The sequence below is a fragment of the Arthrobacter sp. B0490 genome (assembly GCF_002929355.1).
Taxonomy (GTDB): domain Bacteria; phylum Actinomycetota; class Actinomycetes; order Actinomycetales; family Micrococcaceae; genus Arthrobacter_D.
On the sequence record NZ_PJIR01000005.1, the window covers coordinates 227,787 to 246,815 of the forward strand.

General features: G+C 69.3%; 19 protein-coding genes. 12 read left to right on the forward strand and 7 right to left on the reverse strand.

Features of this window, described 5'->3' with window-relative positions; all coding sequences use genetic code 11:
- The first annotated feature begins 41 nt into the window (after positions 1-41).
- The 8 genes from CXQ97_RS10555 (at position 42) to CXQ97_RS10590 (ending at position 5,923) form a co-directional block, all read left to right on the forward strand.
- Positions 42-626, forward strand: a complete 585-nt coding sequence (locus tag CXQ97_RS10555; RefSeq protein ID WP_104180813.1) for a helix-turn-helix domain-containing protein — start codon at positions 42-44, stop codon at positions 624-626.
- Between the two features lie 120 nt (positions 627-746).
- Complete coding sequence (locus CXQ97_RS10560) at positions 747-1,313, forward strand: type 1 glutamine amidotransferase domain-containing protein (protein WP_104180877.1); 567 nt, start codon at positions 747-749, stop codon at positions 1,311-1,313.
- A 138-nt stretch (positions 1,314-1,451) separates the two neighbouring features.
- The gene (locus tag CXQ97_RS10565) at positions 1,452-2,501 is read left to right on the forward strand and encodes an ATP-dependent DNA ligase (protein ID WP_104180814.1); all 1,050 of its coding nucleotides are present in this window, start codon (positions 1,452-1,454) and stop codon (positions 2,499-2,501) included.
- A 122-nt stretch (positions 2,502-2,623) separates the two neighbouring features.
- A complete protein-coding gene (locus CXQ97_RS10570) occupies positions 2,624-3,592 on the forward strand; it encodes a DUF2797 domain-containing protein (RefSeq protein WP_258062477.1) in 969 nt (322 codons plus the stop codon).
- Positions 3,593-3,626: 34 nt separating this feature from the next.
- Positions 3,627-3,857 carry a hypothetical protein gene (locus CXQ97_RS10575; protein ID WP_104180815.1) on the forward strand — a complete coding sequence of 77 codons (231 nt, stop codon included), beginning with the start codon at positions 3,627-3,629 and terminating at the stop codon, positions 3,855-3,857.
- A gap of 85 nt (positions 3,858-3,942) precedes the next feature.
- On the forward strand, positions 3,943-4,392 hold the full coding sequence (locus CXQ97_RS10580) for a MaoC family dehydratase N-terminal domain-containing protein (RefSeq protein ID WP_104180816.1): 450 nt from the start codon (positions 3,943-3,945) through the stop codon (positions 4,390-4,392).
- 2 nt (positions 4,393-4,394) lie between these two features.
- Positions 4,395-4,835, forward strand: coding sequence for a MaoC family dehydratase (locus tag CXQ97_RS10585; protein ID WP_104180817.1), 441 nt, complete (start codon positions 4,395-4,397; stop codon positions 4,833-4,835).
- Positions 4,832-5,923: a UDP-N-acetylmuramate dehydrogenase gene (locus CXQ97_RS10590; protein WP_258062478.1), complete on the forward strand. Its 1,092-nt coding sequence runs from the start codon at positions 4,832-4,834 to the stop codon at positions 5,921-5,923. The genes CXQ97_RS10585 and CXQ97_RS10590 overlap by 4 nt, the downstream gene beginning before the upstream one ends.
- Positions 5,924-6,091: 168 nt before the next feature.
- Here CXQ97_RS10590 and CXQ97_RS10595 read toward each other — a convergent pair whose 3' ends face one another.
- Positions 6,092-6,520: a hypothetical protein gene (locus tag CXQ97_RS10595; protein ID WP_104180818.1), complete on the reverse strand. Its 429-nt coding sequence runs from the start codon at positions 6,518-6,520 to the stop codon at positions 6,092-6,094.
- A gap of 173 nt (positions 6,521-6,693) precedes the next feature.
- On the opposite strand from CXQ97_RS10595, the gene CXQ97_RS10600 reads away from it, so the two are divergent.
- Positions 6,694-8,508 (forward strand): HNH endonuclease signature motif containing protein, encoded by a 1,815-nt coding sequence (locus CXQ97_RS10600; protein ID WP_104180819.1) that lies wholly within the window; start codon positions 6,694-6,696, stop codon positions 8,506-8,508.
- A 70-nt stretch (positions 8,509-8,578) separates the two neighbouring features.
- On the opposite strand, the gene CXQ97_RS10605 is transcribed toward CXQ97_RS10600, so the two are convergent.
- The 4 genes from CXQ97_RS10605 to CXQ97_RS10620 all read right to left on the reverse strand — a co-directional run bounded on the left by CXQ97_RS10605 (position 8,579) and on the right by CXQ97_RS10620 (position 11,057).
- On the reverse strand, positions 8,579-9,025 hold the full coding sequence (locus CXQ97_RS10605; RefSeq protein ID WP_104180820.1) for a DUF6194 family protein: 447 nt from the start codon (positions 9,023-9,025) through the stop codon (positions 8,579-8,581).
- Positions 9,026-9,122: 97 nt separating this feature from the next.
- Positions 9,123-10,262: an aspartate-semialdehyde dehydrogenase gene (gene asd, locus CXQ97_RS10610; RefSeq protein WP_104180821.1), complete on the reverse strand. Its 1,140-nt coding sequence runs from the start codon at positions 10,260-10,262 to the stop codon at positions 9,123-9,125.
- Between the two features lie 153 nt (positions 10,263-10,415).
- The gene (locus CXQ97_RS10615; protein WP_146069624.1) at positions 10,416-10,673 is read right to left on the reverse strand and encodes a hypothetical protein; all 258 of its coding nucleotides are present in this window, start codon (positions 10,671-10,673) and stop codon (positions 10,416-10,418) included.
- A gap of 42 nt (positions 10,674-10,715) precedes the next feature.
- The gene (locus tag CXQ97_RS10620; protein WP_104180823.1) at positions 10,716-11,057 is read right to left on the reverse strand and encodes a TMEM175 family protein; all 342 of its coding nucleotides are present in this window, start codon (positions 11,055-11,057) and stop codon (positions 10,716-10,718) included.
- 169 nt (positions 11,058-11,226) lie between these two features.
- On the opposite strand from CXQ97_RS10620, the gene CXQ97_RS10625 reads away from it, so the two are divergent.
- Positions 11,227-12,006, forward strand: a complete 780-nt coding sequence (locus tag CXQ97_RS10625) for an LssY C-terminal domain-containing protein (RefSeq protein WP_258062479.1) — start codon at positions 11,227-11,229, stop codon at positions 12,004-12,006.
- A 120-nt stretch (positions 12,007-12,126) separates the two neighbouring features.
- Here CXQ97_RS10625 and CXQ97_RS10630 read toward each other — a convergent pair whose 3' ends face one another.
- Both CXQ97_RS10630 and CXQ97_RS10635 read right to left on the reverse strand, forming a co-directional pair.
- Complete coding sequence (locus CXQ97_RS10630; RefSeq protein WP_104180825.1) at positions 12,127-12,720, reverse strand: dihydrofolate reductase; 594 nt, start codon at positions 12,718-12,720, stop codon at positions 12,127-12,129.
- Positions 12,717-13,496 (reverse strand): thymidylate synthase, encoded by a 780-nt coding sequence (locus tag CXQ97_RS10635; RefSeq protein ID WP_104180880.1) that lies wholly within the window; start codon positions 13,494-13,496, stop codon positions 12,717-12,719. Before CXQ97_RS10635 ends, CXQ97_RS10630 begins: the two co-directional genes overlap by 4 nt.
- A gap of 176 nt (positions 13,497-13,672) precedes the next feature.
- Between CXQ97_RS10635 and CXQ97_RS10640 the strand changes: the two genes are divergently transcribed.
- Both CXQ97_RS10640 and CXQ97_RS10645 read left to right on the forward strand, forming a co-directional pair.
- Positions 13,673-17,623, forward strand: a complete 3,951-nt coding sequence (locus tag CXQ97_RS10640) for a Pls/PosA family non-ribosomal peptide synthetase (protein ID WP_104180826.1) — start codon at positions 13,673-13,675, stop codon at positions 17,621-17,623.
- Positions 17,620-19,026, forward strand: a complete 1,407-nt coding sequence (locus tag CXQ97_RS10645) for a M1 family metallopeptidase (protein ID WP_104180827.1) — start codon at positions 17,620-17,622, stop codon at positions 19,024-19,026. Before CXQ97_RS10640 ends, CXQ97_RS10645 begins: the two co-directional genes overlap by 4 nt.
- The last annotated feature ends 3 nt before the right edge of the window (positions 19,027-19,029 follow it).

A 19,029-nucleotide genomic window follows, 5' to 3' on the forward strand; every position in this document is an offset into this window, starting at 1 on the left:
AAAGATGGCAATATTACTTGCCGGTATGGCAAACTGACGGCATGACATCAGACCTCGACGCCGTCCTCGATGCAGTCGGACCCCGCCTGCGGGCCCTGCGCACCCAGCGCAACCTGACGCTCGGCGAGGTGTCTGCCGCGTCCGGCATCTCCGTGAGCACGCTGTCACGGCTGGAGTCGGGCGGGCGACGGCCCAACCTGGAGATCCTGCTGCCCATCGCACAGCTGTACGGAGTGCCGCTCGACGACCTCGTCGGCGCGCCACCCACCGGCGACCCCCGGGTCCACCTGCGCCCCATCACGCACCATGGGATGACAGCCATTCCGCTGACGCGGCGACCCGGCGGCGTGCAGGCCTACAAGATGGTGCTCGCCGGGAACGCTCGCGGCACGGAGCCCGATCCCCAGGTGCACGAGGGCTACGAGTGGCTGTACATCCTCGATGGATCGCTGCGGCTCGTGCTGGGCGACAACGATTTCACGCTCGGACCCGGCGAGGCCGCCGAATTCGACACGCGGACGCCCCACTGGTTCGCGAGCGCGGACGGGAAGCCCGTCGAACTCATCAGCCTGTTCGGGCAGCAGGGCGAGCGTATGCACGTGCGGGCCAGACCGAAGCGGTCCTGACCGGCCCCTGCACGGGCCGGCTTCGGGCCGGATGCGGCGATTACTCAGCTTGCTTATCGTTTGGTCGTTTCCTAGGCTGGAAAGCGTATGGCACGCACGCTCTACCCAAGGGAGAACAGCATGTCCGGACACGACATCTCAGGCAAGAAGGTCGCATTCCTGCTGACGGACGGAGTCGAGCAGATCGAACTCACGAGCCCCTGGAAGGCCGTCGAGGAGGCAGGCGGCCTCCCCACGCTCGTCTCGCCCAGGACGGGGACGCTCCAGGGCTTCGACGGCATGGACAAGGGCGAGACGTTCGAGGTGGACCTGGCGGTCGCCGAGGCATCGGCTGACGACTACGACGCGCTGGTGCTGCCGGGCGGTGTGGTGAATGCCGACTTCCTGCGGGTCGACAAGGACGCCCAGGCGTTCACGCGGGCGTTCTTCGAACAGCACAAACCCGTGGCGTCCATCTGCCACGGACCGTGGCTGCTCATCGAGGCCGGAGTGGTCAGCGGACGTGACCTGACCTCCTACCACACGCTCGCCACGGATCTGAAGAACGCCGGCGCGAACTGGAGTGACGAGGAGGTGGTGGTGGACCAGGGCTTGGTGACGAGCCGCCATCCCGGTGATCTCGAGGCCTTCAACGACAAGCTCCTCGAGGAGATCGAGGAAGGACCGCACGAGGGTCAGACCGCCTAGCCCGGGGCTCGGCCGCGGCGGCCCGGTCGAACCCGCCGCCGCCGCGGCGGACGTCCGCCCCCGCGCCGGCCTGGTCATCGGCGGGTGCGCATGTCCCGTGTCTGGCCGGGCGCGCGTTCCGTACGGCAGGATCAGGGTATGACCGACCTGCCCTTCCCCATCCAGCCGATGCTCGCCAAAGCCGTGAGCGCCGTCCCCGAGCCCGACAGTGATCCGGGCGGCCTCGTGTACGAGCCGAAGTGGGACGGCTTCCGGGCGATCGTGAGGATCGAGGACGGCACGTGCGAGATCGGCAGCCGTGGTTCCAAGATGCTGACACGCTACTTCCCGGAGCTCGTGGAGGCCCTGCTCGAGAACCTGCCCGGACGGTGTGTCGTGGACGGGGAGATCGTGGTCCGTCGGGGGGAACCCGGCGCGGAACGGCTGGACTGGGACGCCCTGTCGCAGCGCATCCATCCCGCCGAGAGCCGCGTCCGCCTCCTCGCAGGGCAGACGCCGTCGTCGTTCGTGGCGTTCGACCTCCTCGCCCTCGGCGAGGACGACCTGACGGCCGTCCCCTTCGGTGAGCGGCGCGGCGCCCTGGAGTCGATCGCTACGTCCTTCTCGGCGCCCGTCCACCTGTCGCAGGTCACGCGCGACGTCGACCTGGCACGGCGCTGGCTCGTCGAGTTCGAGGGCGCGGGCCTGGACGGCGTCGTCGCGAAGCCGCTCGCCGCAGCGTACGAGCCCAACAAGCGGCGGATGCTCAAGGTCAAGCACCACCGCAGTGCCGACACCGTGGTGCTCGGGTACCGGGTGCACAAGTCCGGGCAGGGCGTCGGATCGTTGCTGCTCGGTCTGTACGGGGACGACGGCGAGCTGCGCAACGTCGGGGGTATCTCGGCGTTCTCCGACAAGCGCCGGCTGGAACTGGTGGAGGAGCTCGACACCGACGTGATGCGGAACGACGACGGCGAGGCCGTATTGGGTGAGACCGAGCGCAGCCGCTTCGCCTCGGCGAGGGATGTGTCCTACATCCGGCTGCACCCGCGGCGCGTGGTCGAGGTGCGGTACGACCAGATGGAGGGCGACCGTTTCCGTCACACCGTCCAGTTCGAGCGGTGGCGGCCGGACCGCGAGGCGCGCTCCTGTACGTTCGAGCAGCTGGACCTCCCGGCGGCGTACGACCTCAGCAGGGTGCTCGCCTGATCCGCCCGCCCCGATGGTGGGGTACGCGCATGGTCCCTGCTCCCGATCGTGGGGTGCCCGTCCGACGCGTCGCCCGATCCGCCCGCCCCGATAGTGGGGGTGCGCGACCCTAGGCTGAGGGGGTGACCTCCATCTACCTCTGCAGCGGTGTGACCTGGCACGGCACCGGGCCGGTCCTGTCGCTGCGCGAGGTGCCGTCTGCGCTCGCCGATGTCCCCGGTGCCTCCGGTGCCTCCGGTGCTTCAGGTGGGGAGCAGGGCCTGCGCGACATCGCCCTCGCGCCCGGCACGAGACTGGCGTTCGAGGTCACCGGGGCCGGTCGCTACTGCCTGGGATTCCACCGGGTGCACGGCCGGGACGACCGCACCTGGGTGCCGTGTGCCGACCAGGCTCCGGCAGATCGGGGCACCCAGTGCGCGCGGTGCCTCGCGCAGGACGACGTCCGCTTCATGCACGACATCCACCGGTCCGGAATAGCGCCGGCGGGACTCAAACGGTACCTCGACCAGCCGCACTGGCTGTACGTCGCGACCTTCGCCGACGGTTCGACCAAGGTCGGGACGGCATCGCATCCCAGGAGGAACGCGCGCCTCGTGGAGCAGGGCGCGGTGGTGGCGCAATTCGTGGCGCTCGCCGACGATGGGCGGGTGGTGCGGATCCTCGAGGACGAGGTGACCCGGAGCGTCGGCCTGCAGCAGGCCGTGCGGTCCGCGGTGAAGGCCGCGTCCCTGTGTGCGCCCCTGCCTGTTGCACAGCTCGAGCATCTCAACGACGGGTTCGCCCTGGCCGCCAGGGGGCTGCTCCAGGGCGGCGTCGACGTCGAAGGCTTTGAAGTGGTGCACGAGGAGTTCGAGCCGCCGTCCTCATGGCTCGCGATGCTCTCCCGCAGTGGTCTGCAGCCCTACCCCGAGCCGCTGGACCGTGGGCGGCACGGGTTCGGCGTAACCGAGGTCGTCGGGCCCTCGGCAGTGGTCGCGATCGACGGTACCGATCTTCTCTTCGTCGCCGACCTCGCGCAGCTCAAGGGCAGGCGGCTGCAGTTCGGCGATTTCAGCACGCCGGTCCCCGCCGTCCAGGAAGCCCTCTTCTGAGCGTCTGCTCCGCATGCGGCAGTAGAATCGGATCATGCTGAATACGCCCTGGGAGACCGGCTCGGACCTGTACCGCAAGCTGGTGGTCTCGGCACTCGTGATCACGGCGCTCGGCATCCTCATCGCGGTCCTCGGAGCCGCCACGGACCAGTACGCCCTCGTCGTCACGGGCATCCCGGTCATGGTGACCGGCATGGTGTGCCACCTGGCGGGCATGGTGGTCCGCTCGCGTGACGTGCGTCGCCGCATGAAGGACCAGCGCTGACCCTGTACCGGCCGACGGCCACCGTCGTCGTACCCCCACCCTCGTATCGCAGGTACTGCAGTACGCCGCTTCCATCGGAGGATCCATGACCATCAATCCCGACCTGCAGGGGCGCAGCTACCCCGCGGGAGAGACCTACTCCGTGGGGCGCGAAGCCATCCGCGACTTCGCGCGGGCCGTGAAGGCCACCCACCCGGCGCACTACGACGTCGAGGCCGCGGCGGCCCTCGGTCATGCCGACCTCGTGGCACCGCCGACGTTCGCCATCATCGTGGCCCAGCGTGCCGACGCCCAGCTCATCAACGATCCGAGCGCCGGCATCGACTTCACCCGCGTGGTGCATGCGGATCAGCGCTTCGTCCACCATCGGCCCATCGTCGCCGGCGACCAGTTGGTCGCGGCACTGCATGTGGACCAGGTGCGGGCCATGGGTGGCGGAGCGATGATCACCACACGGGCCGAGATCACGACCATCGACGGAGAGCCGACGGCGACGACGACGTCGTCGCTCCTCGTGCGCGGAGAGGACCAGTAGCCATGGCAGTATCACTCGCCGCCCTCGAGGTGGGGCAGCAGATCGGCTCCACCTCGATCGACATCACCCGGCAGGACCTCGTGCGGTACGCCGGAGCATCGGGAGACTTCAATCCCATCCACTGGAACCAGGCCTTCGCCGAGGGGGTCGGGCTTCCCGGTGTCATCGCACACGGGATGTTCACCATGGGTGCCGCCGTGCAGCTCGTGACCGACTGGATCGGTGACCCGGCCGCCGTCGTCGACTACCAGACGCGCTTCACGAAGCCCGTCATCGTGGAGGACACCACCGCGCGGCCCGGCGAGGCGGGTGCGGTCATCGAGGTGACCGGCGTCGTCGGTGCACTCGATGCGGATGCGTCCACTGCCCGCATCGATCTCACCGTGACCTATGCGGGGCAGAAGGTCCTCGTGAAGGCACAGGCCGTGGTGAAGCTGCCATGACGGCACCGGTGACCGGGATGCGGCTCGCGGATCTCACGACCGCTGGCGTCGGAGGCCCTGCCCGGACGCTCGTCGAGGCCTCCACCGAGCAGGAGATCGTCGAGGCGGTGCGTGCGGCCGACGCCGCGGGCGAGCCGTTGCTCGTTCTCAGTGGCGGCTCCAACCTCCTGATCGGCGACGACGGGTTCGACGGCACGGTGGTGCACATCACCTCGACGGGATTCACGGTCAACGACGACGACGCGACCTGCGGGGGAGTCATGGTCAACGTCCAGGCCGGCCACGACTGGGATGACCTGGTCCGCTACACCGTCATGCACGCGTTCTCCGGCCTCGAGGCGCTCTCGGGCATCCCCGGCTCCACCGGGGCAACGCCGGTGCAGAACGTCGGGGCCTACGGAGCCGACGTGTCACAGACCATCGCCACCGTGCGGACGTACGACCGCGAGACCGACAGGATCAAGAGCTTCACCAACTTCGAGCTGAAGTTCGCCTACCGCGATTCCCTCCTGAAGCGCAGCACGGTGAACGGCTCACCCCGCTATGTCGTGTTGTCGGTCGAGTTCCAGCTCGGACTGGGACGCCTGAGCAAGCCCGTGCGGTACGCGGAACTCGCCCGTGCCCTCCGCGTCGAGGTCGGTGCCCGTGCCTACGCCAACGACGTGCGGCGTGAGGTGCTGAAGCTCCGGCGGGGCAAGGGCATGGTGCTCGACGCCCCGGATGCGGACACACGGAGCACCGGCTCGTTCTTCACGAACCCTATCGTCGGCAAGGACGTGGCCGATCGCCTGCCGGAGGACGCCCCCAGGTATCCGGCGGGCAGCGACGGCCAGGTGAAGCTCAGTGCGGCCTGGCTGATCGAGCATGCAGGGTTCTCCAGGGGCTTCGGGCTGACCGACGACGACGGTCACGCGGCGGCGGGAGGGCGTGCGTCCCTGTCGACGAAGCACACACTCGCGGTCACGAACCGGGGAGGCGCGTCGACGGCGGATCTCCTGGCCGTGGCGCGGCTGGTGCGCGACGGCGTCGAGAAGGCGTTCGGGATCCGTCTGGAGCCGGAGCCGTTGCTGATCAACTGCTCCCTCTAGCTTCCCCCGGCGCATCGCGGCATCGCTGCCCGTCGCTGTCCGTTCTGATCCTCGGAAATCAGCCGGTTCCCTTGCCGTGCCGCAGGGCGGACGCGAGAAGAACTCGGCCCTCCTGCGACTCCCTCCTGGTTGCGGTCGGGCCCGCGGTTGCGCGGGTGCGTCCCCAGGTCACAGGACGGGGGAGCGGCGGGCCTGTTCCGCTGCAGCACGTGTCAGCACGACATCGTCCCAGCTGTCCTCGCGGTGCACGAGCTGCCGTGAACAGAGCCATTGCGCGAGGCGTGACGCCACGCTGATCTGGGCGAGCCGATCGTGGAAGTCGGGGAGGAGCAGGGGGAGGGCGAGGAAATCGGGCAGGGCATGCAGGAGTTCCCGGGCACCCATGACCTGTACGTAGGGGGTCTCCGTCCCGAACTGTCGCTCCAGGGCGAGCAATTCCTGCTCGGCGTCCGTCAGGCGGCCCGCCGCGACGAGCTCGAGGTAGTCGCGGAGGTGGCCCTGCACGCGCTCGTACCGGAGCAGGGTCTCCGGGTGCCGCGTGTGACCGCTCGCAGCGAAGAAGCGCCGGAGGATGGTGTCTGCGTTCACGGGGTCCATGCGCTCATCCTGCCCGCGCCCTCCGACCTTTTGTGTCGACGGGTCCGGGGTCGGAATACACCGGAGGCAGGCACTGCAGTGTTGCCGCCGTATGTGGATCACCGGGCGGTGACTCCTCCTCCACATTCACTGCCCGAACTCGGGAATAGTACACGCGTTCGATAAAATCAGGTATGGCTATCGCACCGACGGACAACCGCACGGAGACCGTTGTCTCGCTGCGTTCGGTGCGCACCGTGCTGACGCAGGTTGCCGACCGCATGGCGACTTCTGGCCGCACCCTTTCGACGGGCGAGGCGACGCGGATGCTCGTCGATGTCGAGGACATCTCGCGGATCGTCGACCACCTGCAGGTGCTCGTCGCAGGGATGGCGGAGGAACTGGATCTCGCGTCGGGGCGGACCTATGGTGCGGGTTCCATGACGGTACGAGCGGAACAGCTCGTCGGACGATCGGGAAGCGTCAGTGCATCCGCGGCCGGAGTGTCCGAGGGTTGGACCGGGGAGGGCGACCAGTCTGCTGGTGGGCCCGGGCGGGTCCAGTTCCGGAACTGCGCGGACTACCTGCGGGCCAGGCTCGGGATCAGCCGGAGCGAGGCGAAGCGCCGTCTCGTCCTGGCCCACAGCGTCCTGCCCGGCGTCACTCCCTCGGGTGCTCCCACCGATCCGCCTCTCGGAACCGTGGGCGCGGCCCTCCGCTCCGGCAGTCTGAGTGGTCGGGCAGCGACGGCCATCTGTTCCGCGGTGGAACGGGTCCGATGTGTCGCTACCTCCGAGCAGCTGATGTCCATGGAGCACCACCTCACCCTGCAGGCAGTCGAAGCGGACGAGGACGTCCTGCGCGTCCTCGCCCGCCGCTGGGAGACGGTACTGGATCAGGACGGACAGGAACCCACGGAGAAGGTCCTGCGGTCCCGCCAGGGGGTGTTCCTCAGGGGTCGGCGCCATGGCCTGCATCTCCTCGAGATCGGTGCCACCGACGAACAGTTCGAGTACCTCTCCACGGTCATGAATACGGCTACGAATCCCCGTACCCCGGGGGCCGGCCGCAGGGCCGATGATCCTCGGCGGCTCGGTGACCCCGATCCCTCCGTCGGCCCCGCATGTCCGGAGGGCGGCACCGGTGATGGGTCGCGGCTGCTGGATCCGCCGGAAGGTCCTACCCGGGCGCAGCGCCTGCTCGACGGCCTGGTGGGGGCCTGCCGTATCGCACTGTCCACCGCACAGCTGCCGGCCACCGGTGGTCACAGGCCGCAGGTGATGGTGACGATCGACTATCGGGACCTGCTGTCCGATGCCCGCAGTGCCGCCCATGCGGAGCCGTCCCCCGATGTCCGCGGCGTATCCCGCCGGGACCGGTCGGATGGTGCCCCTACAGCCGGCCCGATGGATCGCCGTGGGACCGGGCGTGCCGTCTTCACCGAGCACTTGAGTGCCCGGAGCATCCGACGGATCGCCTGCGACGCGGACATCATCCCTCTCGTGCTCGGGGGTGACGGGCAGGTACTCGATGTCGGCCGAGCCGGCCAGCTGTTCCCACCCCACCTGCGCCGGGCCCTGATCGCCCGGGACAGGGGATGCGCCTTTCCGGACTGCACCATTCCTGCGAGCTGGTGCGAAGCCCATCACATGACACCCTGGTCACAGGGAGGGGGCACCAGCATCGACAACGGTGTCCTGCTCTGTGCACATCATCACCACGTGATCCACCTAGGCCACTGGCACGTGGAATCGCGCAGAGGGATCCCCTGGTTCACCCCACCGGCACATCTCAATCGACATGGAACCGCAGCCCGACGCAACCGATACTGGCATGCGGTGCCCGGTCTGCCTGCCGGTCAGGGTGTCATCTGTGGCCCCGGTAGCCCCGGTAGCCCCGGTAGCCCTGGTGACCTCGGTAACCCGGGTGGCCCCGGTGGCAACTGTGTCACCGGTGATCCGCCCCTCGTCGACGTCGTTCGATCCGGCCCATCTGCCGGGTACGGGTAGCAAGGCCGATCCGGTCCTGCCGGGCACTCGCACTCCGCCCAACCATCCGGTCGGCGCCTCCCCGCGCGGTTCAGACGCGGCGCTCGCTCCGTCGTCGTTCGTCCTCGTGGGCATCGTGGAGCAGATCCAGCACTGACCCCTCCGTGTGGACACCCGGGTTCACGATCGCGATCCAACCGAGCCGACCGTACACGGGGTGCGGAAGGATCGTGTCGACCTCGCTGAAGTCCTGGTCGACGGCGATGTCACCCGTGAGCTGCCGAGCCCTAGTCGATCCGACGTGGATGTTCAGTCGCCACCGACCCTCTGCGTCGAGGTTCGACCGCGTGTCGTCGGGGTAGTCCTTCGTGACGATCGTCGCGTAGGGCTGGGTGTTCTGGGGCACGGTCCCGTCCGGGGAGTAATAGAAGAAGTGGTCACCCCAGGCGATCTGCGGTGCATCATCGCCTTCGCGGGGTGCCAGCTCCAGCACCCCGTCGTACGACCTGATCTCCTCGAGGATCTCCTCCATGTCCATGGTCCCAGTATCGCCGTCGTCCTCTCCTGCGAAAGGGCGCCGCGGCAGTGATTCGACGCGAGCGCCCAGAAGCAGCGGGCCGCACGACGACCATGGTCTAGAGGTTGCCGGTGGCGATCATCAACATCCGGCGGAGCGGTTCGGCAGCACCCCACAGCAACTGATCGCCCACGGTGAATGCGCTGATGTACTCGCGGCCCATCTCCAGCTTGCGGATGCGCCCCACCGGGATCTCCAGCGAACCGGTGGCAGCTACGGGGGTGAGCCCCGCAAGGGTGTCCACCTTCGTGTTCGGGATGACGCGCACCCATTCGTTGTCCGCAGCGAGAATCGACTCGATCTCGCCGACCGGCAGATCCTGGGTCAGTTTCAGGGTCAGCGCCTGGGAGTGCGAGCGCATGGCACCCACACGGACACACAGGCCGTCGAAGGGGATGCGGGTGTCGGTGCCGAGGATCTTGTTGGTCTCCGCGCCGGCCTTCCACTCCTCCTTCGACTGGCCGTTGCCGAGGTCGCTGTCGATCCAGGGGATGACGGAGCCCGCCAGGGGGACGCCGAACTGGGAGGCGTCGAGGCTGGCATGCCGCTGCTTCGCGAGGATCGCCCGGTCGATGTCCAGGATGGCGGAGGCGGGATCATCGAGGTTCATCGCGACGGTGCCGTGGAGAGCGCCGAACTGGTTCAGGAGTTCACGCATGTGGCGCGCTCCACCACCTGACGCGGCCTGATAGGTCATCGAGGTACCCCACTCGACCAGTCCGTTGCGGAAGAGCCCACCCAGCCCCATGAGCATGCAGGAGACCGTGCAGTTGCCGCCGATGAAGTCACGGACACCGTCGGCGAGGCCCTTGTCGATGGCCGAACGGTTGACGGGATCGAGGACGATCACGCTGTCCTGCTCCATGCGCAGGGTCGACGCGGCGTCGAGCCACAGGCCCGACCAGCCGGCGTCACGCAGCTTCGGGTACACCTCGGCGGTGTAGTCACCGCCCTGAGCGGTCACGATGATCGGCAGCTTGGCGAGGATCTCGACGTCGTACGCGTCCTGCAGGGTGCCCGAGCCCTCGGCGAACGACGGCGCTGCACCCCCCACCGCGGAGGTCGAGAAGAATACGGGGTTGATGCGGGCGAAATCGCCCTCGTCCTGGAGCCGCTGCATGAGGACCGAGCCGACCATGCCACGCCAGCCCACGAATCCGACGGACGGCAGGGCTGAACTCTCGGGTGCTGAAGTCATGCAGTCCAGTTTAGGCGGTGGGCGCTGGCAGCCGCCGCTTTGTGACCGGAGCCTCGGTCACTGCTCGGAAGACTGCTCGGAAGACTGCTCGGAAGACCGATCCGAAGACTGCCCCGGCGGCAGCGGATGGTGCGGTCCTGCGATGGGCGGTCCTCACGCCTCCTCGCCTGGGCTGCCCCGGGGTGCGGGGGCCGGCCCGTGGAACGCCCGACGGACGATGATGCCCGCCGGGATGATCAGCAGCCAGAGGTACATGGCGATGCGCGGCACCAGGAAAGCCACCGGGATGCTCGCGGCGAACACGAGCGGTACGGGGAGCAGTGCCCGCAGGACGTAGAGGTAGAGGGCCCGGTCCACAGCGGGCAGCATGAGCCCCGGTCGCCACGCATACGCCCAGACCAGGTTCAGCATGGAATAGACGCCTGCGACCACCGACGCGTAGACGACGACAGGTTAGGGCGAGGACGTCCCGCCGTACTCGCTGAGCACGTTGGTCGGCAGGGGAAGGAGAGCCACGAAGAAGAGCAGCAGCAGGTTCAGGACCTGCAGCCGGAAGTCGTAGCGGACGATGACACGGACCTTCCGGTGATGGTTCATCCACGCGCTACCGATGACGGTGAAGCTGAGTGCGAAGGAGAAGAAGTGCGGCAGCTGCTCCACGAGGGCCGCACCGACCTGGTCCGGCTGCAGACCGTCCGGAACCTCCAGATCGAGGACGAGGAGCGTCATCGCGATGGCGAACACCGCATCGCTGAAGAACACGGTCCGGTCGGTCGAGGCTCCTCGGGTGAGCACCGACTTGTAGCGGGTCCTCAGAGCTTTCCGATCCGCTGGTTCGGCGTCCTCGGCGTGCGGTACCGTCCGAGCCTAGCTGCTCGTCCGGGCCTACGATAGGCGGATGAACGAGGCGCCGAGCCCACGGTCAGGCGACATGGCAGGCAGACCCGGAAGGCTTGCGAGCACCGTGGTGCTCCTTGGTCAGCGCACCCTGTTCCTCGCCGTGGTGGTCTTCTCCGGCTGGGCGATCTACGCGCTGTTCCTGGCGGAGGTGGACGACGGCGACCGCCAGCCCTGGGTGTTCGTGATCATCTGGGCCCTGGCCGCCTACGTCCTGGTCCCGCGGATCAACAGGCTCCTGACGCGGATCTACGTCCCCGATTACTTCATCGGACGTACCCGTACTGCCGACGGACTCCTCGGCGATCCGATCAACGTGGCCGTCATCGGCAGCGCCGAGGATCTCCGGGCCGCCATGCTGTCCGCCGGGTGGACGGAGGCCGATCCGCTGAATCTCCGGAGCGGCTGGCGGATCGCCACGGCGTCGGTCCTGCGCCGCAGCTACCCATCGGCCCCGGTCAGTTCGCTGTTCGTCTTCGGCAGGAAGCAGGATCTCGCCTTCGAACAGGAGGTCTCCGGAAACCCCGCACAACGGCACCATGTGCGCTTCTGGTCCTGTCCGCCGGGCTGGGTCCTTCCGGGCGGGTTCGACGTCGACCTGGTGGGTGCAGCGACGTTCGACCGCAGCGTCGGACTCTCCCTGTTCACCTTCCAGGTGACCCACCGGATCGCCGAACGGACAGACGACGAACGGGACTGGGTGGTCGCCGGCCTGGGGGAGTGGGCCGGCGTGCACATCGTGCGTCACTTCTCGACCGGCTATCACACCCGCAACGGCGGCGGAGATGCCATCGAGACGGATGGCGATCTACCCATCCTGACCCTGGCAACCGAGCCGGTGCCCTGACCGGGCAGGTGAGCGCTGCCCGGCTCCCGGACGCGACGACGATTCGCGACGCCGACAAGGGGGCTCAGCGCTGGTTGTGCCTGTGGGTCCCGGCGCCGGGCAGCTACCCGGCTCCCGGCCTCAGGCGCCTTCCGGCGACCCTGCGGCCGCCTGGGCCGCCCTGGTCCACAGACTGATGCGGTACCGGGTCCCGTTGGAGGATTCCAGCCAGCCCGAGTCCGGCGTCAGCGCTGCCAGGGCCCACTCCGTGCCCAGCGGGGGCGCGACGGTGTCGCCCTCGGTCGTCGATTCGACGACCGTCACGAGGACGGCGTTGGCCCGCTCCAGCGCATCCGCATAGACCTGTCCACCACCGATCACCCAGACCTCCTCGGCACCCGGGCTGGTCCGTGCGGCCTCGAACGCGGCCTCGAGCGAACCGACGACGACGGCACCCGGGAGGTCCGGACCGGATCTGGAGACGACGATGTTCGTGCGGTCCGGCAGGGGCCGCGACCTCGCGGGGAAGGACTCCCAGGTACGGCGGCCCATGATGACGGGATGTCCCGTCGTCGTGGCCTTGAAGTGCGCCATGTCCTCGGGCAGGTGCCAGGGGATGCCGCCGTCCCTGCCGATCACCCCGTTCTCGGTCTGTGCCCAGATGAGGCCGATCACGGGCCCGGATCCGACGGCGTCGGACACGCTGAGGGAGCGCGGCGAGGATGCCTCGCTCATACCGCCACCTGTGCCTTGATCGTGGGGTGGTGCCGGTAGTCGACCACGTCGAAGTCCTCCAGGGTGTAGTCGAAGATGCTCGCGGGTTTCCGCTTCAGCTCGATCCGCGGGTACGGGTACGGGTCTCGGGACAGCTGCTCCGCGACCTGCTCCACATGGTTGTCGTACACATGGACGTCCCCGCCGGTCCAGATGAACTCCCCGGGCTCGAGCCCGGTCTGCTGCGCCACCATGAGGGTCAGCAGTGCGTAGGACGCGATGTTGAACGGCACCCCGAGGAACGTGTCCGCCGACCGCTGATAGAGCTGGCAGGACAACCGGCCTGGACCGCCGTCGACACCGGGGGTCACATAGAACTGGAAGAACACGTGGCAGGGAGGCAGCGCCATGTTGTGCAGTTCTGAGACGTTCCACGCCGAGACGAGATGTCGGCGCGAATCGGGATCGGTCCTCAGGGCCTCGACCACCCGGGCGATCTGGTCGATGTGACCGCCGTCGGGCGTGGGCCAGGAGCGCCACTGGACGCCGTAGACGGGGCCGAGCTCACCGTCGTCGTCCGCCCACTCGTTCCAGATGGAGACGCCCCGCTCCTGGAGCCAGCGGACGTTGGAATCGCCCCGCAGGAACCAGAGCAGCTCCAGCGCCACCGACTTGAAGTGCACGCGCTTGGTGGTGACGAGCGGGAACGACTCGCGAAGGTCGAAACGGAGCTGCCGGCCGAAGACGCTGCGGGTGCCGGTGCCCGTCCGGTCGCTCTTCACCGCGCCGTTCGCCATCACGTCGCGCAGCAGGTCCTCGTACGGGGTGGGGATGGGAGTGCTCACCCAGCCAGTCTAGGACGAACGCACCCTCACGGACTGCGGCGGGACCCCCGGTAGACTTCGCCGGAGCCCGTGTACGGACGGCCGGCGCAGGTCACCTGCCGTTCACATTCCACCGGAAGAATCCCACCGTGACCACACCCTCGCCCGAGACCGAGACCGAGACCGAGACCGAGACCGGAACCGGAACCGCTCCGTCGTCCGCGCGGTTCGCTGCATCCGCGCTCGCGCCGACGCCCCGCACGCTCCTCGACATCCTGCGTGCCACGGCCGCGGAGCATCCCAGCGCATCGGCGCTCGACGACGGCACCACCGCACTCAGCTACGCGGAGCTGGTCACGGCCGCCGAGCATTTCGCCGCGACCCTGCGTGACGCCGGGGTGGGCCGGGGCGACACGGTCGGGGTGCGCCTGCCCTCGGGCACCAACGAGCTCTACATCGCGATCCTCGGTGTCCTCACGGCCGGTGCTGCCTACGTGCCGGTCGACGCCGACGATCCGGACGAGCGCGCCCGGGTCGTGTTCTCGGAGTCGCATGCCGCCGTCGTCGTCGGGCACAGGCTGTCACTGACCACCGGGACGGAGGGACGCCGGGGAGGTTCGGGTGATCCCACGCCCGACGACGACGCCTGGATCATCTTCACGTCCGGCTCGACGGGAACGCCGAAGGGTGTCGCAGTGAGCCACCGCTCGGCTGCTGCCTTCGTCGACGCCGAGGCACGCCTGTTCCTGCAGGCCGAACCCATCGGGCCCACCGACCGCGTGCTGGCGGGTCTCTCGGTGGCGTTCGACGCCTCCTGCGAGGAGATGTGGCTGGCCTGGCGCCATGGCGCGTGCCTCGTCCCGGCCCCCCGCGCGCTCGTCCGCACCGGCGTCGACCTCGGCCCGTGGCTGATCGCACGCGGGATCACGATCGTGTCCACAGTGCCCACCCTCGCCGCTCTGTGGCCTGCCGACTCCCTCGAGAACGTCCGCCTCCTCATCTTCGGCGGGGAGGCCTGCCCGCCGGAACTCGCGCAACGGCTCGCCGTCCACGACCGCGAGGTCTGGAACACCTACGGTCCCACCGAGGCGACCGTCGTCGCCTGTGCCGCACGCCTCGGCGGCGAAGGACCGGTGCGCATCGGCCTGCCCCTGGACGGCTGGGACCTCGCCGTCGTCGACGACACCGGCACACCGGTGCAGGAGGGCGGCATCGGCGAGCTCATCATCGGGGGAGTGGGCCTGGCCCGCTACCTGGACGCCGCGAAGGACGCCGAGAAGTATGCGCCGATGCCCACGCTCGGATGGGACCGCGCCTATCGTTCGGGCGACCTCGTGCAGCTCGACGCCGCCGGCCTCGTCTTCATGGGGAGGGCGGACGACCAGGTGAAGCTCGGCGGCCGCCGCATCGAACTCGGCGAGGTGGATGCCGCCCTGCAGGCGCTGCCCGGCATCTCCGGCGCGGCTGCCGCCGTGCAGACGACGCCGTCGGGCAACCAGCTCCTGGTGGGCTATCTCGTCCCCGCCGAGGCAGACCCCGATCTCCCGGCACTGCGCGCCCTGCTCGCCGGGAGCCTCCCCGCCGCACTCGTTCCGCTGCTGGTCGTCACCGACGCCCTGCCCACCAAGACCAGCGGAAAGGTGGACCGGAACGCCCTGCCCTGGCCCCTCGCCGACGTCCGCGATCCCGGCGCACCCGGCAGCCTGGAGGACCTCGACCCGCGCGTGCAGTGGATCGCCGACCAGTGGGCCGCGGTCCTCGGGACGGTACCGGCCGACGAGGACGCGGACTTCTTCCTGCACGGCGGCGGCTCCCTCGCTGCTGCCCGGCTCGTGTCGCTGATCCGGGCACGCTACCCGATCATCACCGTCGCCGACATCTACGCGCATCCGAGACTCGGCGCCCTCGCGACCTTCGCCGCGGGCACGGGCGACGGCGGTGAACAGCCGGCGACGCCGGGACGGACCGTGCGCCACACCGCGCGCAGGTCGCAGGTGTTCCAGACCCTGATGGGCATCCCCCTGCAGTTCCTGGCAGGGATGCGGTGGCTCACCTACGCGATGATCGCGAGCAACGTGCTCGGGGGACTCGGAGTGCTCACCGCCGCACCGACGCTGTCCTGGTGGTGGGTCCTGGCATCGTGGACCGTCTTCGTGAGTCCCGTCGGCCGCATGGGGCTGTCCGTCCTCGCTGCCCGCATCCTCCTGGGAGGCGTGGAACCGGGAGTCTATCCGCGCTCGGGCAGGGTGCACCTGAGGCTCTGGCTCGCCGAGCAGATCTCGGACAGTGTCGGGGCGGTCGGCCTTGCGAGCGCGCCCTGGGTGCCGGTCTACGCGCGAGCGCTCGGCGCGAGCATCGGGCCCGACGTCGACCTCCACTCCGTCCCGCCCGTCACCGGGCTGCTCACGCTGGAGGCCGGGGCCTCCGTCGAACCGGAGGTGGACCTCTCGGGCTGGTGGATCGACGGCGACCGCGTGCACATCGGCGGCATCGTCGTCGGCGCCGGAGCCGTGATCGGTGCGCGCAGCACGCTCATGCCGGGGGCGAGGATCGGCGCGGGAGCTGAAGTCGCCCCCGGATCAGCTGTGCAGGGCACCGTCAGGCCGGGCCAGCTCTTCTCGGGCTCGCCCGCCACCCGGGCCGGGAAGGCCAAACAGGACTGGCCCGCAGCCCCGCCCGCACGTTCCGCCTCGCATGCGCGCCTGTCCTTCCTGGCGTTCGCCGCCGCGTCCGGAGGGCTCGCACTCATCCCGTACCTCGCTGCCGTCGTCGCGGCCCTGCCGGTCGTCTCCGCACTGCGTGGCGCGTCGTCGCTCTCGGCCGCGTGGCCGACCCTCGGAGGACCCGTCGTCCTCGCGGCGATCCTCTGGTTCGTCGTCAACGCCGTCCTCGTCCTCGTGACGGTCCGGCTGCTGGGTACCGGCCTGACGGAGGGTCACTACCCGGCGCGCAGCCGCATCGGCTGGCAGATCTGGGCCACCGAGCGGACCCTCGACATGGCACGCGATCTCCTGTTCCCCCTGTATGCGAGCCTGTTCACCCCCGTGTGGCTCCGTCTCCTCGGGGCCCGCGTCGGCCGCAACGTCGAAGCCTCCACCGTGCTGCTCATCCCCAAGATGACCACCATCGGCGAGGGTGCCTTCCTGGCGGACGACACCATGGTGGCCTCCTACGAACTGGGCGGCGGGTACCTGCGGATCGCCCCGGCGAAGATCGGACGCCGGGCGTTCCTCGGCAACTCGGGCATGACGTCTGCGGGCCGACGGGTACCGAAGAATTCGCTCGTCGCCGTGCTGTCGGCCACGCCCGCGAAGGCCAAGGCCGGCAGCTCCTGGCTGGGCAGTCCACCGTCGCGCCTGCGCCGTCTCGCCGTCACGGGCGACCAGAGCCGCACCTTCCAGCCACCCCGCCGCCTCAAGGTGGCCCGCGCCTTCTGGGAGATCTGCCGTATCGTGCCGGTCGTCCTCACCGTGCTGATCGGCGCATCGTCCCTCGTGATCTTCGACGCACTCGCCCGGTGGGGCGGGTACCTCCCGGCGGCGCTGCTCAGCGGCGTCGTCTTCATGGTCCTTGGTGCCGTTGCGGCCGGCAGTTCCGTCGCCGCGAAGTGGCTGCTCGTGGGTCGGATCCCGGCGGGGGAGCACCCGCTGTGGAGCTCGTTCATCTGGCGCAACGAGGTCGTGGACACCTTCATCGAGAGCGTGAGCGCGCCCTGGTTCGCGCGCGCAGCCAGCGGCACCCCCGCCCTGGTGTGGTGGCTCCGTGCCCTCGGTTCGAAGATCGGCCCCGGCGTCTGGTGCGAGAGCTACTGGCTGCCCGAGGCGGACCTCGTCACCCTCGGATCCGGGTCCACGGTCAACCGCGGATGCGTCGTGCAGACGCACCTCTTCCATGACAGGATCATGAGCATGGACACCGTGGAGCTCGCCGCAGGCGCAACACTCGGCCCGCACAGCGTGATCCTGCCCGCAGCGGAGATCGCCACGGGCGCGACGGTGGGGCCGGCATCGCTCGTGATGCGCGGTGAGACGGTCCCCGCGGGGACCTACTGGATGGGGAACCCGGTCAGCTTCTGGTCCGGCCCGGGAGACGGTGCGTGAGCAGTAGTCCCGAGAGCCTCGCGCCGGACCCGTACACCCCGACCAACGGCAGCACCTCCTACCGCGTCGGGCATTACGACCTCAGCTTCGACTACAAGCTCTCCAGCAACCGCCTGGCCGGGCGCGCCGTCCTCACCCTGACCGCGAACCGGGAACTGCACCAGGTCGACCTCGACCTCAGCGGCCTGCGCACCACCAAGGTCACCTCCGACACCGTCCGCATCCGGTCCTTCAAGGACCGCGCCGGCAAGCTCGTGATCGGATTCCGCGACCCGGTGCCGTCCGACGCCGAGTTCCGGCTCGACATCCGCTACGAGGGCAACCCCAGACCCCTCTCGGGTATCTGGGGCGAGGTCGGGTGGGAGGAACTGACCGACGGCGTCCTCGTGGCGGGACAGCCCACGGGAGCGCCGTCCTGGTTCCCCTGCAACGACCACCCCTCGCAGAAGGCGTCCTACCGGTTCACCGCGACCACCGATGCCGGGTACCGCGCGATCTGCAACGGCGTGCTCGTGTCGCGCATCGACAAGTCCAGCCGGACCACGTGGGTGTACGAACAGGTGGAGCCCATGGCCACCTACCTCGCCACGGTCCAGATCGGCCGCTACGACCTCGTGGCCCTGAACGACCCGGCACGGCCGGCCGTCGCCCTTCCCTCCCGCGCTGCAGCGGTCCGTGGACCGGGAAGCCCGGTGCCACAGTACGCCGCCGTGCCGGCGTCCCTCGCCCCCGCCGCCCGAGCGGCGCTGGCGCGACATCATCAGATGATGACGGCGTTCGAACACCGTTTCGGACCCTACCCCTACCCCCAGTACCTCGTGGTGGTCACCGACGACGACCTGGAGATCCCCCTCGAGGCGCAGACGCTCTCCATCATCGGGCGCAACCACCTGGACGAGGGCTGGGACGCGCAGCGGCTGATCGCGCACGAACTCGCGCACCAGTGGTTCGGCAACGCCGTCACCGCAGCCCGCTGGCAGGACATCTGGCTGCACGAGGGCTTCGCCTGCTACGCCGAATGGGTCTGGTCCGAGGCCAGCGGTTCGACGATGGCAGCCACCCTCGCGCGGTCGACACACCAGCGCCTCGGCCGGGAACCCCAGGACCTGCTGCTCGGGGACCCCGGCGCCGCCGACATGTTCGACGACCGCGTCTACAAGCGTGGCGCCCTCACGCTGCATGCGCTGCGGACAGCGGCCGGCGACGACGCCTTCTTCGGGCTGCTGCAGGCCTGGTCCGCCGAATACCGCTTCGGGACGGCCACCACGCCCGACTTCATCGCGCTCGCGGTGCGCCTGCTCCCGGACATCGACGCTGAGGGCCTGCTGACGGCATGGCTCTTCTCCGAGGCCCTGCCCGCCCTGCAGACCGGCGGCGTGGCCCATCTCTTCGGGAGCCGGTAGCTC

Coding starts and splice junctions, on each gene's coding strand:
- CXQ97_RS10555 (WP_104180813.1), top strand. CDS start 42: ATGACATCAGACCTCGACGCCGTCCTCGATGCAGTCGGACCCCGCCTG.
- CXQ97_RS10560 (WP_104180877.1), top strand. CDS start 747: ATGTCCGGACACGACATCTCAGGCAAGAAGGTCGCATTCCTGCTGACG.
- CXQ97_RS10565 (WP_104180814.1), top strand. CDS start 1,452: ATGACCGACCTGCCCTTCCCCATCCAGCCGATGCTCGCCAAAGCCGTG.
- CXQ97_RS10575 (WP_104180815.1), top strand. CDS start 3,627: ATGCTGAATACGCCCTGGGAGACCGGCTCGGACCTGTACCGCAAGCTG.
- CXQ97_RS10580 (WP_104180816.1), top strand. CDS start 3,943: ATGACCATCAATCCCGACCTGCAGGGGCGCAGCTACCCCGCGGGAGAG.
- CXQ97_RS10585 (WP_104180817.1), top strand. CDS start 4,395: ATGGCAGTATCACTCGCCGCCCTCGAGGTGGGGCAGCAGATCGGCTCC.
- CXQ97_RS10590 (WP_258062478.1), top strand. CDS start 4,832: ATGACGGCACCGGTGACCGGGATGCGGCTCGCGGATCTCACGACCGCT.
- CXQ97_RS10595 (WP_104180818.1), bottom strand. CDS start 6,520: ATGGACCCCGTGAACGCAGACACCATCCTCCGGCGCTTCTTCGCTGCG.
- CXQ97_RS10600 (WP_104180819.1), top strand. CDS start 6,694: ATGGCTATCGCACCGACGGACAACCGCACGGAGACCGTTGTCTCGCTG.
- CXQ97_RS10605 (WP_104180820.1), bottom strand. CDS start 9,025: ATGGACATGGAGGAGATCCTCGAGGAGATCAGGTCGTACGACGGGGTG.
- asd (WP_104180821.1), bottom strand. CDS start 10,262: ATGACTTCAGCACCCGAGAGTTCAGCCCTGCCGTCCGTCGGATTCGTG.
- CXQ97_RS10615 (WP_146069624.1), bottom strand. CDS start 10,673: ATGCTGAACCTGGTCTGGGCGTATGCGTGGCGACCGGGGCTCATGCTG.
- CXQ97_RS10630 (WP_104180825.1), bottom strand. CDS start 12,720: ATGAGCGAGGCATCCTCGCCGCGCTCCCTCAGCGTGTCCGACGCCGTC.
- CXQ97_RS10635 (WP_104180880.1), bottom strand. CDS start 13,496: ATGGCGAACGGCGCGGTGAAGAGCGACCGGACGGGCACCGGCACCCGC.